The sequence below is a fragment of the Sorangium sp. So ce394 genome, assembly GCF_051474665.1.
GTDB lineage: Bacteria > Myxococcota_A > Polyangia > Polyangiales > Polyangiaceae > Sorangium > Sorangium cellulosum_D.
The window spans coordinates 8,444,057-8,459,593 of record NZ_CP150339.1 but is presented as its reverse complement, the minus strand read 5'-3'; the positions used below and the strand labels follow the sequence as shown (position 1 = coordinate 8,459,593).

At 72.9% G+C, this 15,537-nt stretch carries 9 protein-coding genes and 1 pseudogene; 5 read left to right on the top strand and 5 right to left on the bottom strand.

From position 1 onward, the window contains the following. Positions 1 to 4: 4 nt before the first annotated feature. Positions 5 to 625 (bottom strand): methyltransferase family protein, encoded by a 621-nt coding sequence (locus tag WMF33_RS31055; RefSeq protein ID WP_437332008.1) that lies wholly within the window; start codon positions 623 to 625, stop codon positions 5 to 7. A 173-nt stretch (positions 626 to 798) separates the two neighbouring features. Between WMF33_RS31055 and WMF33_RS31050 the strand changes: the two genes are divergently transcribed. Further along, positions 799 to 1,362: an RNA polymerase sigma factor gene (locus tag WMF33_RS31050; protein ID WP_437332007.1), complete on the top strand. Its 564-nt coding sequence runs from the start codon at positions 799 to 801 to the stop codon at positions 1,360 to 1,362. Between the two features lie 76 nt (positions 1,363 to 1,438). On the opposite strand, the pseudogene WMF33_RS31045 reads toward WMF33_RS31050, so the two are convergent. The 3 genes and pseudogenes from WMF33_RS31045 to WMF33_RS31035 form a co-directional block, all read right to left on the bottom strand. Then, positions 1,439 to 2,110 (bottom strand): annotated as a pseudogene (locus WMF33_RS31045) (ATP-binding protein); the annotation flags it as partial. A 393-nt stretch (positions 2,111 to 2,503) separates the two neighbouring features. Continuing rightward, the gene (locus WMF33_RS31040) at positions 2,504 to 3,295 is read right to left on the bottom strand and encodes an OmpA family protein (protein ID WP_061626026.1); all 792 of its coding nucleotides are present in this window, start codon (positions 3,293 to 3,295) and stop codon (positions 2,504 to 2,506) included. Positions 3,296 to 3,433: 138 nt separating this feature from the next. Further along, on the bottom strand, positions 3,434 to 5,554 hold the full coding sequence (locus WMF33_RS31035; protein ID WP_437332006.1) for an OmpA family protein: 2,121 nt from the start codon (positions 5,552 to 5,554) through the stop codon (positions 3,434 to 3,436). Positions 5,555 to 6,060: 506 nt separating this feature from the next. Here WMF33_RS31035 and WMF33_RS31030 point away from each other — a divergent pair. From WMF33_RS31030 to alaS, 3 genes are all read left to right on the top strand, one after another. Beyond that, positions 6,061 to 8,322 (top strand): TIGR04551 family protein, encoded by a 2,262-nt coding sequence (locus WMF33_RS31030; protein WP_437332005.1) that lies wholly within the window; start codon positions 6,061 to 6,063, stop codon positions 8,320 to 8,322. Positions 8,323 to 8,632: 310 nt separating this feature from the next. Further along, entirely contained in the window at positions 8,633 to 9,448 is an 816-nt protein-coding gene (locus WMF33_RS31025; RefSeq protein ID WP_437332004.1) for a HEAT repeat domain-containing protein, read from the top strand. Between the two features lie 187 nt (positions 9,449 to 9,635). Beyond that, positions 9,636 to 12,389, top strand: a complete 2,754-nt coding sequence (gene alaS, locus WMF33_RS31020; protein WP_437332003.1) for an alanine--tRNA ligase — start codon at positions 9,636 to 9,638, stop codon at positions 12,387 to 12,389. A gap of 76 nt (positions 12,390 to 12,465) precedes the next feature. Here the strand turns inward: alaS and WMF33_RS31015 are convergent, their stop codons facing one another. Next, positions 12,466 to 12,876, bottom strand: a complete 411-nt coding sequence (locus WMF33_RS31015) for a hypothetical protein (protein ID WP_437332002.1) — start codon at positions 12,874 to 12,876, stop codon at positions 12,466 to 12,468. A gap of 730 nt (positions 12,877 to 13,606) precedes the next feature. On the opposite strand from WMF33_RS31015, the gene WMF33_RS31010 reads away from it, so the two are divergent. After that, the gene (locus WMF33_RS31010) at positions 13,607 to 15,496 is read left to right on the top strand and encodes an HTH domain-containing protein (protein ID WP_437332001.1); all 1,890 of its coding nucleotides are present in this window, start codon (positions 13,607 to 13,609) and stop codon (positions 15,494 to 15,496) included. Positions 15,497 to 15,537 lie beyond the last annotated feature (41 nt).

Below are 15,537 nucleotides of genomic sequence, written 5' to 3'. Positions count from 1 at the left end.
GCTGTCATTGGCGGGCGAGGCCGAGGCCCGGCAGAAAGCGCCCCACCTTCGCGCAGTACGCGGCGTAGGCCTCGCCGTGGGCGCGGAGCAGGTAGGGCTCCTCGACCACGCGGACCTGGAGCTCGATCGCGGTGACCAGCGCCGCGAACGAGGCGAGCGCAGCGGTGTTCGGGAGGATGAGCGCCATCCCGAGCGCAGCCAGCATCATGAAGCTGAAGATGGGGTTCCGCACCACGGCGAACGGCCCTCGGGTCACGAGGCTCGTGCGCTCCGCCTCGCTCACGCCGATGCGCCACGACGCCCCCATCGCCCCCTGGGACCACAGCGTGCCGAGGATCCCTGCGAGGATCGCGACGGCCCCGAGCCCGACGACGAGGCTGCCAGGCTCGGCGAGCGGCCCGATCCAGCCGGCGAGCTCCGCGACCGGGGCGGCCAGGCCGAGGAGCATCGCGACCGCGAAGAGCACGCCGCCGAGCCAGGGCAGCGAGCCTGGCGGCCCCGAGATGCCGCGGAACCCCGTCGATCCAGTCGCGCGGCGCTGCCGAATCGACCGCCATCCGAACGCGAGCGCCATGTAGACGCCGTACAGAGCAAGGGCGAACCAGGGACGACTGATCATCTCCATCGCGGGCCTCCACCTCGCAAGGATCGACGGGCCGACCTCTCCAACCTTACGCCGATGCTGCGAGCCGACGCCGAGTCGGCTCGCGGAAGCCCTCCTCGCCCGTCTCGCTGCGCCGCAAAATTTTCTCGGAGGGTTGAGAGACGAGCCCGCCGGGAACAGAATCGGAGGTGTCCATGGACCCCGACAAGCTGACCGGAGCGGCCCAGGCCGTGCGCGAAGCCCTGGCCGCTCAGCGCGGCGCGCTGCTGGAGAGCGTGCGACGCAGGGCCAGGGCAGGCGTCGATGCCGAGGAGGTGCTCCAGCGCGCCCTCGAGCGGGCGCTCGTCCGGAGCGACCAGGTGCGCGACCCGGCACGAGCCGCGGCGTGGGTGGGGCGGGTCGTGCGCAATGTCCTCCTCGACGAGCTGCGCAAGAAGCACGACGTGGCGCTCCCGGTCGATGAGCTCGAGCTTTCCTCCGTCGAGGAGGACGCCATCGACTGCTGGTGCGTGCTCGTCCAGGCCGAACGATTGAAGCCCGAGTACGCGCTCATCTTGAAGCGCGTCATCGTCGACGGCGTCGCGGTCACGGAGGTCGCGGCCGAGCTCGGTATCACGCCGGGCAACGCGATGGTGCGGCTGCACCGCGCCCGCAAGGCGTTGAGGGAGCGCTTGAAGGAACACTGCGGGACGACGTCGGCGCGATCCTGCTCGGAGTGCGGCTGCGACGAGCGAGGCTGCTGCCCGCAGGCTCCGTAGCTGGCAGAGCGGACAGAGGAGGATCGGCCGCGCGAGCGGGTGTCGCTGCTGGATGGCCGAGATCAGGCCCTGATCACGACTCGCGCACGCCGCTCGCGAGCTGGCGTACGATGATCTCGCGGTAGATGGGATTGGCGATGACGAGGCCGCCCTCCGCTGCGCGGCGCACGAGGCCCAGATCGACGGCGAATCGCCGGTCGTCTTCGGGCACGTCGCCGAGGGGGCCGCCGGCGAGCATGGGCTCGATCACGGCGCGGATCCGCGGCTCGCGCAGCCGCTCGACCAGGCTGTCGAGGTGCGTGTCCTGCCGCTCGATGAGGATCTCCTTGGCGCGATCGACGTCCGCGGCGGTGATGGGCTGCGCGCGATCCTTGACCAGGACATCGACGAGCTGGCGGGCGAGCGCGTTGACGAGCCACGGCTGGCCCTGGGTGAGCTCGAAGGCGCGATCCACGGCGCTCGACTGGAAGCCCTGGCCTGTCTCGGCCGTGTGCTGGGCGTAAAGGGCGGCGACCTCGTCGCGGGTGAAGTTGCGCAGCGTGAGCGACTCGACCTTGATGTTGAACGGGCTCGAGGTGCCGAGTCGGTCGCCGTCGCCGGAGGCGACCTTGTAGTCGCGCACGTCGCGAAGGCCGACGAGCGCGAGCGGGTGCGGAAAGCCGTGGGGGCGACCGGGATAGCCGCTCCGGAGCTGGCGCAGGACGGAGAGGAGCGTGATGTCCCGCAGGGCGTCGATCTCGTTGAGGAAGTGGTCACCGGCGTCCCCGGACACCCGGGCACCAGAACGCGTTGTGGTCACCGGCGTCCCCGGACGCCCGGGCACCAGAACGCGTTGTGGTCACCGGCGTCCCCGGACGCCCGGGCACCAGAACGCGTTGTGGTCACCGGCGTCGTCGGACACCCGGGCACCAGAACGCGTTGTGGTCACCGGCAACCCCGGACGCCCGGCACCAGAACGCGTTGTGGTCGCCGGCGTCCCCGGACGCCCGGCACCAGAACGCGTTGTGGTCGACCCAGGAGCCAGGTCCCCGAAATCGCCCAACTTTTTACGCTGACGTGAGCTGAATCGCGAATCTGCCGGCCGCGCCACCCCCGCGCCGCGCGCGGGGCCCGCCCTGCGAGCCCCGCTCACCGCTCGCCCTCACTTCGTGGCGAGCTTCGTCAGGTCGAGCATTTCGTCCACGTCCGGCACCACCACCAGGTCGCACCGGCGGTTCTTCTGCTTGCCGGCCGGCGTGGTGTTGTCCGCCACGGGGTCCGTGTCCGCGAACCCGGCCGCGCTCCAGTGCCGCGTCGGCAGACGGCCGTCCTTGCCGATGAGGAACAGCAGCACGGACCGCGCCCGCATCAGCGAAAGCCCCCAGTTGTCGAAGAACGGGCCGTTCTTGTACGGCTGGCTGTCCGTGTGCCCCGCGACCTGGTAGTCGCGATCGACAAGCGACTTGTCGCCCCGGATGACGTCCGCGATCTTCTTCAGGATCTCCTGGCCGTCCTTGCTCAGGCTGTCCTTCCCGGAGTCGAACAGCACGTCCCCGGGCAGCGAGATGACCATCCGGTTCCTGCGGACCCGCACCTCCAGGCCGAGCTTGGTCAGCTCCTCGAGCTTCTTCCGGAGCAGGTCGAACCGCGCCTGGATCGCCTCCAGCTGCTTCGCGCGCGCCTTGTACTCCGCCAGCGCCTTCTCGCGGTCCTCCAGCGTCGAGCTCATCTTCGAGATGTCGGCGCCCTGGTCCGCGAGCTTCTTCTCGAGCTCCTCGACGCGCTGCTTCGCGTCGGCGAGCTCCTTCTCGAGCTCCGCCTCCCTCTTCTGGCTCCGCTTCTGGAGGTCGTTGTACTTGCCGAGCTGCGCCTTCCACTCCTGCTCGGAGTGGCCGCAGCCCGCGGCGAACAGCGACGACAGCACGAGGGGTAGTGCAATGAGTGTCCGGTTCATGAGCGCTTTCTCCATGGCTCCGTCCCGCGGAGCGGGATGCTGCGGGCGGGAGCCTCGCTCAGCTCGGCCGAGAGATCCAGAGGAGAGGACGGCGAGATCCGCCCGTCCACGCGGCCCTCCGCCGCGGGACAGGGCGGATCAGGGCTTCGGCGGCGGAGGCGCGAGCGGCAGCGGAGCCGCCGGCGGCGCTGCCCGAGGCGGCGCTGCCGGCGCGGCGGTGGGCGCCGCTGCCGGCGCCGCGGCGGGCGGCGCTGCCGGCGCCGCCGGCGACGGCGCCGCCGCCCCCGGCTCCGCGGACGCCTGCTGCGGCTTCTTCACCGAGTGCACGATGACGAACTCGACGCGCCGGTTCTTCTGGCGGCCCTTGGCGGTCTTGTTGTCGTCGATCGGCTTGTCCGGGCCGTAGCCCCGCGCCACGAGCCGCGCCCGGTCGACGCCCTTGCTCGTGAGGTAAGCGACCACCGCCTCGGCGCGCCGCTGCGACAGCGCGCGGTTCATGTCCGCCGGCCCGGCGTCGTCCGTGTGGCCAGCGACCTCCACCTTGAAAATTTCCGGGTGGATGCTCAGCGCCGACGCCACGGCGTCGAGCACCGCGAAGCTCTGCGCGCCCTGGATCTTGTCGTTGTTGAGCGCGAACTCGACCCGCTGGAGGATCTTGATGTCCTCGTCGCCGACCTGCACCAGGCTCGCGCCGCGGTCCGGGCAGCCGTCCAGGTCCTCGACGCCGTTCAGGTTCTCCGGCTGCTTCGGGCACCGGTCCTTGTCGTCCGGGATCCCGTCCCCGTCGCTGTCGGGGAGCTCGTCGGGGCAGCCGTCCTCGTCCTTGAAGCCGTTCTTCACCTCGGGCTGGTCGATGCACTCGTCCTGCTGGTCGGGCACGCCGTCGCGGTCGTTGTCCGGGTCGGGGCAGCCGTCCTCGTCCTCGAACCCGTCGGTGTCCTCGGGCGCATCGACGCACTTGTCGATCCGGTCGGGCACGCCGTCCTCGTCCTTGTCGGGGCAGCCGTAATGCTCGGGCAGGAGCACCCGGCCCGCCTGATCCGGGCACTTGTCCTGCGCGTCGGGGACCCGATCCTTGTCGCGATCCGCCACCTCGTCGGGGCAGCCGTCCTTGTCGTCGAGCCCGTTGATCACCTCCGCCTTCGCCGGGCAGCGGTCGCTCTCGTCCGGGATGCCGTCCCCGTCGCCGTCGTCCTCGGGGCAGCCGTCCTCGTCGGCGATCCCGTCGCGGTCCTCGGGCAGCGCGGGGCACTGGTCCGCCGCGTCGCCGACCCCGTCGGCGTCCCCGTCGCCGGGCTCGTGCACGAAGAGGATCCCCGCGATGCCGCGCGCCACGGGCACGCCGATGCCCTCGACCACGCCTGCGCCGCCGCCGACCGTGAACACGAGGCCGAGGTCGCGCGGGGCGATCTGGAGCGCGCCGTCGACCTCGAGCGAGTTCGTGCCGCCCTGCGCGCTGAACTGCGTCGCGCCGTACCCCTCGGCGAGCACGCGGAGCGCCGGGGTGATCTGGTAGCCGAGCGCCCCGCCGTAGCGGAACTCGACCGGGCCGACCTCGGTCGAGGCGATCCGCGCCGCCTCGGGGAGCAGCTTGCCGCGCAGGTTGAGCCCGAACGACAGCGGCCCCGCGCTGCCGTCCACGATGAGGCGCAGCCCCGCGGTCACCGGCGACGAGCTGCCGAGGTAGCTCCCCTCGCTCGTCGCGTGCCCGAGCGGGAAGCTCACGTCGGCGGCGGCGCCGAGCACCAGCGGATCGCGCGGCCCGCCGAAGAACCGCACCTTGGCCTCGAGCGTCGGGTCGCCCGCGCCGAACGCCTTCAGCCCCTCCGCGGCCGCCGCGCCGGTGGCGGCGTCGACCCCCTGGCCGCTCACGTACGCGACCGGGAAGCGCAGGCCGGCCTGGAGCCACGACGTCGGCGTGATCGAGGCCAGCAGGTTCCAGGTCAGCATGTCCGAGATGACCGGCAGCTCCCGGTGGTCCCGGGCGTCCGGGGAGGAGCAGTCGGTCGTCGAGACGCAGCTCTCGAGGACGAACGGCTCCCGGGCATAGTCGAACATCAGGCCGGCCGTGATCCCGAGCGACGCCTCCATCCGGGCGCCCTCGATGCTCAGGTAGTTCTTCGAGCCCGGCGCCGGCTCGAACCGCTGCACCGAGAACTCCCCCTCACGGACCGCCTCCTGCGCGCGCGCCACGCCCGAGGCGAGCCCCACCCCAGCGCCCACGATCGACAGCAGACACAGCGCTCGCAGCGTTCTCATCTATCCCCTTTCAGGCATCTTCCCGGTCGGTGAGCCTCCGGCAGCGCACGGCCGTTCCAGGACGGACGTTCGCTGGGACGGAGGCGCTTCGCGCGGACGGTGAGGCGAGTACGGCAGCCGGCGCGCGCGGCGGCATCCAACGCAACGCGGTGGATGTTCCCGGATCATGCGCAGAATTCCAAGAGGGCTCAAAGAAGCCGCTGCATGCGGTCGGGGGCGGCGGGACGGGCGCGGTCGGGGCGCGCGGTCGGGGGCGGCGGGACGGGCGCGGTCGGGGCGCGCGGTCGGGGGCGGCGGGGCGGCGCCGGGCGCGCGCGCGGCAGGGCGCCGGCTCGGGGGCGCCCGGGGGCGTTCCGGGGGGCGGGTTCCAGGGGTCGGGGCCGAGCGGCGCCTTGACCACACAAGCCGGGCATGAGACATCGGCGCCCGGCCTCCGGGCCGCCGAGAGCTCGGAACATCAACCTCATCCTGCGCGCGGGGCCAAACGCGCGAACGAAACCAAGCAGATGCCCATCTCGTCGCGGTCTACGGGAACGTCGTGCAGCCCTGGCACCTCTCGCCGTCGCCTCCGGTCGGGCCTCGCGCTCGCGCTCGTGCTGGGCGCGTCCTCCGCGTCCGCCCAGCCGGCGCGCCGGCCGGCCCAGCCGCCGGCGGCGCAGCCGCCCGCCGGGCAGCCCGGCGCTCCTGCTCCGCAGCCCGGCGCCGCACCCGCCCAGCCCGGCGCGGCCACCGCGGCCCCCGCGCAGCCCGGCGCGGCGCAGCCCGGCGCGGCGCAGCCCGGGGCGACCCCGGCGCAGCCCGGCGCGGCGCAGCCCGGGGCGACCCCGGCGCAGCCCGGCGCGGCGCCCGTCGGCGGCAGCGACGTGGAGGCGCTCGAGCCCCCGGCGCCGACGCGCGAGCCGCTCATGCCGCCGGCCGAAGCGGCCGCGCCGGCCGCGCCCCAGCCGGCCAGGCCGGCCGCGTCGGAGGGGCCCGCGGCGGCCGCCGAGGGGACGGAGCGGAAGGCGACCCAGGGGGAGGTCGGCGCCCGCCCCAGCGAGGTGTACGCCGAGGACTGGTGGTCCCACGCGCGGCCGACGTTCGAGTTCCACGGCTACTACCGGCTCCGGTGGGAGCTCTTCAACAGCTTCGCCCTCGGCCGCGTCGACAAGCGCAACGCGGCGCTCTGGCCGCAGCCGGCCGACAACTCCTACGACTCGAGCCACTTCGTCAACCTCTGCGACCCGAGCGAGACCACGAGCGGCGGCTCGCGCGAGTTCCACTGGTGCAAGAGCGACACCCAGGCCGGCGCGAACATGCGCTTCCGGCTCAACCCCGAGCTGCACATCAGCGACAACCTGCGGATCCTCTCGCAGGTCGATCTCCTCGACAACGTCGTGCTCGGCTCGACGCCGGAGGGCTACACGAACCGGCCGAGGGCCGGCGGCGGCTACGAGGTCGCCCGCCGGGGCGGGTACTCGCCGCTCGGGGTCTTCTCCAGCACCCAGTGGGCGCCGAGCGCCGGCATCAACTCGACCAGGGACTCGATCTCCGTCAAGCGGATCTGGGGCGAGTACATGACCCCCGTGGGCCTCCTGCGCTTCGGCCGGATGCCGAACCACTGGGGCCTCGGCATGGTGGCGAACAGCGGCGATGGGCACGACTCCGACTACCAGTCGACCGTCGATCGGCTGATGTTCGTCACGGGGATCAAGAAATACGACATCTACTTCGCCGGCGCGTGGGACTGGGCCAACGAGGGCGCGACGAGCGCCTCGCTCCAGGAGCTCGAGGGCCAGCCCTACGACCTCGCCCAGTCCGATGACGTCGATCAGTACGTGTTCGTCGCCGTCCGCCGCAAGAACCCGGAGCTCCAGAAGCTCGAGCTCGCCCGCGGCAACGCGGTCATGAACGGCGGCGTCTACTTCGCCTACCGGAAGCAGACCCTGGCGAACGACAACACCGGCAGCTCCGGCGCCGAAGACAAGGGCGCCTCGCTCGGCCAGACCATCGACAACGTCGCGAGCGGGTACGTGCACCGGGGTGCGGAGATGGTCATCCCCGACCTGTGGTTCCAGCTCCTCTACAAGAAGTTCCGCTTCGAGCTCGAGGCGGCGATGATCTACGGGTCCCTCGACCTGCGCGGGCAGGACGAGAACGATTACGCGAACGCCCTCTCGCCGAAGGACACGGGCTGGGGCGTCCGGCAGTTCGGGATCGCGACCCAGGCCGAGCTCACCGAGATGGAAGGCCGCCTGCGGATCCATTTCGGCTTCGGCTACGCGACCGGCGACGACGACGTGCCCTCCCTGAAGCCCGTCGGCGAGGGGGGCATGGACCCCCAGAACTCGACCGATCGCACCTACTCGACCTTCCGTTTCCACCCGGATTACCGCGTCGACCAGATCCTGTTCAGGAACATCCTGTCTCGGGTCCAGGGGGCCTATTACTTCCGCCCCGGCGTGGACTGGGACTTCGCTCGTGACAAGAACGGCCAGCGCGCCGGCCTCGGCGCCGCGGCCATCTGGAGCCGCGCCTCGGAGTTCGTGCAGGCGCCCGGGAACGCCAGGGATCTCGGCATCGAGCTGAACGGGCAGCTGTACTTCCAGTCGAAGGACGGGACGCTCAACGACGATCCCGACAAGATGGGCGGCTTCTACACGGCGGTGCAGTACGGCGTGCTGTTCCCGCTCGGTGGGCTCGGCCAGCTCCAGGGGGAGAAGAACCTCCAGCCGATCGATCTCGAGACCGCACAGACGGTGCGCTGGTATCTCGGTATCCTCTTCTGAGCTGGTCAGCCGATTTCTGAGCTGGTCAGCCGATCCAGGCTCAACCGTGGCAGTGTGTCTGGAAATAAGCGCTCCGGGCGGTAGACCGGAGCGCTCCGGCGTGTGACGACGACGTCTGCCGGGCTCGTCACGCGTCCTGCATGAGCCATCGCGGGCCAAAGGGGCCTTGATCTCGCGACCGTCCTGGCCAAGGATAAGACCGTCTGGACGCCAGGCGCGTCGCGAGACTTCCGTGGTTCACCGAGGAGAGCGGGTGGCGAGGGCCGCCGATCTCCGGAGGGACGTGATGGTTCGTCGTCTCTTCATTGCGATGTTCTTGGCGACTTCGATGGTCTTCGGCGCGACGTCCCTGTCGAGCGCGCAGGACGCCGACACCTCCGCTTTCCGCGACATCGCCGTCGGCAAGGACTACCGGCTGAGGGTCGCGGCGGCGCTGGCGCTCGGCCGATCGAAGAGCCCGGGCGCGCGGCCCGCCCTCGAGAAGGCGCTCAAGGATCCGCACCCGGCGGTGCGCGCCTCGGCCGCGGCCGCGCTCGGCGCGCTCGGCAACCCCGCGGCGGTCCCGGCGCTCAAGGCGGCGCTCACCGTCGAGTCCACCCCGAGCCAGAAGCGCCCGATCCAGGCGGCCATCGAGCGGCTCTCCAAGTTGTCCGCGAAGGCGCGCTTCCTGGTCAGCCTGGGCAAGTTCGAGAACCGCTCGGGGGTGAAGGACGCGATGCTCGGGTCGCTCCTCAAGCAGCAGACGCGCAACCGGGTGATGCAGTTCGCCGACATCGAGATCGTGGCCGACGGCGCGGACGTGGCGGCGGAGGGCAAGAGCCGCAAGCTGCCGGCGTTCACGCTGGACGGCTCGGTCACGCACCTGAGCAAGCGCCACGGGGCCGACGGCGTCGGGTATGCGGCCAAGGTCGAGTTCGTGATCCGCGAGATGCCGAGCCAGACGCTGAAGGGCTCGATGACCGGCTCGGCCCAGGCGGTCGCCGAGGCGCGGCGCGCCAGCGGCCGGCGGGAGCTCGCCCAGCTGCAGACCGACGCCGTCGCGGGGGCGATCGAGAGCGCGCTGCAGCGGGCGCCGCTCGCCCTCGAGGCCGCCTCGGGCAGCAGCGTCGTCCCCGCCGGCCGCTGACCCGGCGCGCCGCGGGCGCTCGACCAGCGCGCGGCGGTCCTCGACCAGCGCTCCGCGGCGCTCGACCGGCCGGCGCCCGCGCCGGCGGGGGTCGACCCGGGCCTCCAGCCGCCGCGGCGGCGGCCGGGCTCGCCCCCTCGAGCGGGCGGATGCCGCTCTCCGGTCGTGCTAGACCGCGCCTCCTCCTATGCCCATCGCAACGCCTGCCAGCTCCGATCTGATCCGACGCACGTTCCTCGAGTTCTTCGCCCAGCGCGGGCACGAGGTCGTCCCGAGCGCGCCGCTCCTGCCGCAGAACGATCCGACGCTGATGTTCGTGAACGCGGGTATGGTGCCGTTCAAGGACGTCTTCACGGGCAAGGACAAGCGCCCCTACCAGCGCGCCGCCTCGAGCCAGAAGTGCATCCGGATCAGCGGCAAGCACAACGACCTTGAGAACGTCGGCGTGACCGCGCGCCATCAGACGTTCTTCGAGATGCTCGGCAACTTCAGCTTTGGGGACTACTTCAAGGAAGACGCGATCGCCTTCGCGTGGGAGCTCCTGACCAAGGTTTACGACGTCCCCCCGTCGCGGCTCGTGGTCACCATCTACAACGGCGAGGGGGGCTTTCCGGCCGACGACGAGGCCGCGGCGATCTGGCGCAAGGTCACCGGCTTCGGCGACGATCGGATCCTGCGGCTGGGCCTCGCCGACAACTTCTGGACGATGGGCGACGTCGGCCCGTGCGGCCCCTGCTCGGAGATCCACTTCTTCCACGGGAACGAGCCCGACGTCTCGCGCTTCGGCGAGGAGCCGCGCATCGACGGCACGGGCTGGACCGAGATCTGGAACAACGTGTTCATGCAGTACGAGCGCGCCGAGAAGGACGGCCCGCTCGTGCCGCTGCCGGCGCCGAGCATCGACACCGGCATGGGCCTGGAGCGGATCGCGAGCGTGCTCCAGGGCGTGACGGCGAACTACGACACCGACCTGCTCCGGGGGCTCGTCGACAAGGCCGCGGAGCTCAGCGGCAAGCCGTACACCGGCGGGAGCGCCGACGACGACGTGTCGATGCGGGTCATCGCCGATCACGCGCGGACGACCGCGTTCCTGATCGCCGAGGGCGTGATGCCCGAGCGGCAGCGGCGCGAGTACGTGCTCCGCCGGGTGATGCGCCGCGCGATCCGCCACGGGCACCGGCTCGGGATCGATCGGCCGTTCTTGCACGAGGTCGCGCTCGAGGTGGTCCGCCGGATGGGCGAGACGTACCCGGAGCTGCGCGATCGGCGCGAGCTCATCGCCCGCGTCACCGAGGACGAGGAGATCCGCTTCCGCTCCACGCTGAAGCGCGGGATGAAGATCCTGGACGAGCGCTTCGACGAGATGCGCTCGTCGGGCGAGAGGACGCTCCCGGCCGCCGCGGCGGCCGATCTCTACACCACCTACGGATTCCCGCTGGATCTGACGCAGGTCATCTGCGCCGAGTCGAACTTCGACGTCGACGTCCAGGGGGCCGAGGCGGTCATCCGCGGCGCCGCCGAGGCGGACGGCCCGATCGATCCGAACGCCGCCGTGGACGCCGCGCACCGCGAGGCGCGCGCGAAGCTCGCGCAGCCGGTCGTCTTCACGGGCTACGAGCGCGAGGAGGGCGACAGCGAGATCGCCGCGATCCTCCGGGTGGAGGTGCAGGGCGAGGGCGACCGGGCGCGCAAGGTGCGGACGCTGGTGGAGCGCGCGGAGGCGGGGGAAGCGGTCGAGATCGTCGTCCGCGAGACGCCGTTCTACGCCGAGTCGGGCGGCCAGGTCGGCGACAGCGGCGAGCTGACGGCGGACGGGGCGCGCGTGGAGGTGAAGGACGCGCAGAAGCCGGTCGCGGGGCTCGTCGTGCACGAGGGCGTGGTCCGCGAGGGGGCGATCGCGGTGGGCCAGCGCGTCCACCTCGAGGTGGACCACGCGGCGCGGTCGGCGACGCGCCGCAACCACTCGGCCACGCACGTGCTGCACTGGGCGCTGCGCAAGGTGCTCGGGGAGCACGCGCAGCAGAAGGGCTCGCGGGTCGGCCCGGACATCCTCCGCTTCGACTTCACGCACAACCGGCCCCTCACCCGCGAGGAGATCGCGCGGATCGAGGACCTCGTGAACGAGAAGGTCCTCACGAACGCGAAGGTGACGACCGAGATCCTGCCGATGGACGAGGCGCGGCGGCGGGGCGCGATGGCGATCTTCGAGGAGAAATACGGCGACACCGTGCGGATGCTCACGATGACGCCCGAGGTGGTGGAGCTCTGCGGCGGCACGCACGCGCGCGCGCTCGGCGACATCGGGCTGTTCAAGATCACGAGCGAGGGCGGCGTGGCCGCGGGGGTGCGCCGGATCCTCGCGTCGACGGGGCTGAACGCGCTCGCGTACGCCCGGGGCGTCGAGGCCGAGCTCGCGCGGGCGCGGCAGGTCGCGAAGGCGCAGGGCGGCGATCTGGCCGAGAAGATCGGGAAGATCGTGGCGCACGAGCGGGAGCTCGAGAAGAAGGTCGCGGACCTCGAGCGGCGGATCCTGGAGGGCGCCGGCCCCGCGCAGGGCGGCGGCGGCGGCGGCATCGACGCGATGCTGGAGGGCGCGCGGGAGATCGGCGGGATCAAGGTGCTCGCGCGCCGGGTGCCGGACGGCACCAACCCGGGCGCGCTGCGCGACCTGGCGGAGAAGCTGCGCGACAAGCTCGGCGATCGCGCGGCGGTGCTGCTCGGCGCGGCGGTGGGCGACAAGGCGCAGCTCGCCGTGATGGTCTCCAAGCCGGCGACCGAGCGGCTCAAGGCCGGGGAGCTGATCAAGCCGATCGCCCGCATCGTGGGCGGCTCCGGCGGCGGGCGCCCCGACATGGCGCAGGCCGGCGGGACCGACGTCGCGCAGCTCGACGCGGCGATCGCCGCGACGTACGTCGAGGTCGAGCGGGCGCTCACCTCGTAGCGCGCGGCGGCGCGCGAGGAGCCCCGGCCAGGGGAGGGGAGGGCGGCGCGCCCGGGGGAGGGGGGCGCCGCCGCGATCAGGAGTCACGCCATTTGGTGCGGGCGAGCGGGAGCAGCGTTGAGGCTTTCCCGCGCTTGCCGTGGCGCGTCGGCAGGCGCACGGGCTCGCCCGGCGCGGGCGCGGGCGCGGGCGCGGGCGCCGGCGGCCGCGCGCCGCGGGCGTGGGCGCCGATGGTCGCGCGCACGATCGGCGGCAGGAACACGGACTCCAGGTCCACGCGCGCGAGCGCGGCCGCGACCGTGGCGATGCGATCGGGCAGCGACGCATTGGCGTCGACCAGGATGACCCGGCGGCCGAGCACGGTGCAGAGCCCGCCCCGCGGATTGCGCGCGTCCGACAGGTGCGGATCGAACGCTTCCATCCGGACGGCGATGCCGACCCGGTTGGCCGCCAGGGTGAGCTCATCGAGAAGCCGCGAAAGCTCCACCCACGCAGCGTAACCCCCTTATCCGGCAGATGGCAAAGCGCAAAAGCGATGTTGCCGCCGCTCTGTTGTCGCCGCGCCGCGCCGGCGGCGCGGTGTCGTGGTGGCGCCGGCGGCGCGGTGTCGCCGGGGCGCGCCACGCCGCGGCGCGGCGGCGGCGCCCTGGCCGGGAGGGCTCTCCCGCTCTCGGCGCGCCTCATTCCCGTCCTCGACGCGCTCCTGCTCTCGCGCTGGCCGGCGTGGCGCGCCACGTCCAATCGCGTTCTCCATCATCGCAGCTCGCGCCGCGGCCGCGCGGGAGCCGCCGCGCCCCGCGACGAGCGCTAAGCCCATCTCCCGCTCGCATATCCCGTGCTCCGGACTGGCCGACAGCCGCTCACGGGCGACATCGATGCTCGCGCGCGGCCCGCGCCCCGCGCCGGCCGCGCTCTCGCCCCCGCCGCACGCCCGCTTTCGCGCGGTAGGCGCGGGCTTCGCGCCGGCCGCGCCCTGGTTCCAGCCCCAGAGGTCGTCCAGCGGCTTATCTTGAGCCAGATCGCGCGGCCCGTTGACCGCGGTGCTCGAGCATGCTACGAGCAGGCCGTTCCGCGCGTCGTGGCCGAGTGGGAGCGAATGTGCGTTTCCCGGCTGCGGTGGGGTATCCCGCGCGCTTCGTCAGCCACTGTGGACGGGGCGGCCGCGATGGGGACGACGAGGGCGCCCGCCGGGCGGCGCGCCCCGAAGGGCGAACAAAATGACGTTCACGGATGCAGCCGCCGAGGTGCTTCGCCTCATCGGTAGACCGCTTCACTATAAAGAGATCACCGATATCGCGATCGAGAAGAACCTCCTTAGCCACGTTGGCAAGAGCCCAGAGGTCACGATGGGCGCCCGCCTGGCGGCGACGCTGAAGAAGGACACGGCGGACAACCCCCTGGTGCGGGTGAAGCCGGGCGTCTTCGCGCTGCGCGAGTGGGACGAGAAGACGATCAAGTCCGGGCTCGACGGGAAGAAGGGGAAGCGCGGCGGGAAGCCCGAGGCGGCCAAGGCGCGCAAGGACGAGGAGCAGCCCACCCTGTTCGAGACGGCCGCGGACGACGAGGCGGTGGAAGAGAGCGACTCGGGGGCTCTCGCGACCGAGCCCGAGGTGGAGGCCGAGGCGGCCGACGTCGAGACCGAGGCCGCGGGCGAGGCGGCGCAGGCCGCGCCCGCGCTCGACGACGAGGAGGACGAGGACGAGGCGCTCGTCGCCGCGTCCGCCGCCGCCGCGATGAACGGGGTGGAGATCCCGGCAGCGCGCGAGCCCGTGCCGCCGCCGGCGCCCTCGTCCCCGCGGGCTGCCGGCGCGTACCTCGACGAGGAGGACGGCGAGCTCGAGGACGCCGAGCCGCCGGGCCCGGACGAGGCGATGCGGGCGGAGGCCGTCGCCGGCGCCGCGGAGCTCTTCGACGAGGAGGACGACGACGATCAGCCGATCCTCGGCGGTGAGGACCGCGCCACCCCCGGCTCGTCGGGCGAGCAGGGCGAGGGCCGCCGCCGCCGCCGCCGCCGCCGGCGCGGCCGCGGGACCGCGGAGGCCAGCGCGAGCCCCGGTGGGCTGCCTTCTTATGTCGCGACGCCGGTGTTCGAGGCGCGCCGCGAGAACGGCCGCGAGCCGCCGCGCTCCGACCGGATCGAGCGCTCCGACCGGACCGAGCGCTCCGACCGGACCGAGCGCTCCGACCGGACTGAGCGCTTCGACCGCGTCGAGCGCGTCGAGCGCGCCGAGCGCGCCGAGGGCTTCGGCGCCGAGCCGGTCTACCGCGGCCCGCAGGTGATCGAGCTCACGGGCGGTGAGGGGCACGCGCTCGACGACCTGGCCGGCCGCGATCTGGCCGACGCCGTCGCGGGCATCCTCTCGACCTTCGATCGGAACGCGGGCGCGGTGTCGCTCCGGCAGATCGCGGAGACGGCGCAGCGCCGCGGCCGGCTCGCCGGGGACGTGCAGCTCGTGCAGTCCCAGGTCGCGGCCGCCGTGCGCGCCGACAACGCGCGCCGCACCGCCGCGGGGCAGCGGCCCCGCTTCCGCTTCGCCGGCGGCCGGATCGCGCTGACCGACTGGCTGCTCCCGGGCGACCTGGCGCGGCTGGAGCAGGAGGCGCTCGCCGCCGTGGAGCGCTACCGCGACGCCGCGCGGCGCGCCTTCGCGCGCAAGCTCTCGGAGCTCCCGGGCCACGCCTTCGTCGAGATCTGTGTCCTCGCCCTCGAGCGCATCGGCCTCGGCCAGCTGCGCGCGGTGCGCCGCGCCGGGGCGCCGGGCGGCGAGAGCCACTTCTCCGGGGCGCTCCGCACGGCGGGCGACGAGATCAAGCTGGCGCTGGTCATCCGGCGGGACGGCCGCGAGGTCGGCCGCGAGCGGGTCACCGAGCTGCGCGGCTCGCTCCACCACTACGGTCCGGCGACCGCCGGCTGGATCCTGACCGCCGGTCAGATGCTCTCCGGCGCGCGCGAGGAGGCCGCGATCCCGGGGACCGCGCCCATCTCCCTCTTCGACGGGCTGGCGGTGGCTCGCGTCTGCGAGGACAACGACGTCGCCGTCCTCCGCGCCCGCCTGCCGGTCGCGATCCCCGACGTCGATCTGCTCGAGGCGCTCCGGGCGTCCTGATCTCGGCCGCGCGTCTCCGGCCGGGGCTCGCTCCGGCCGGG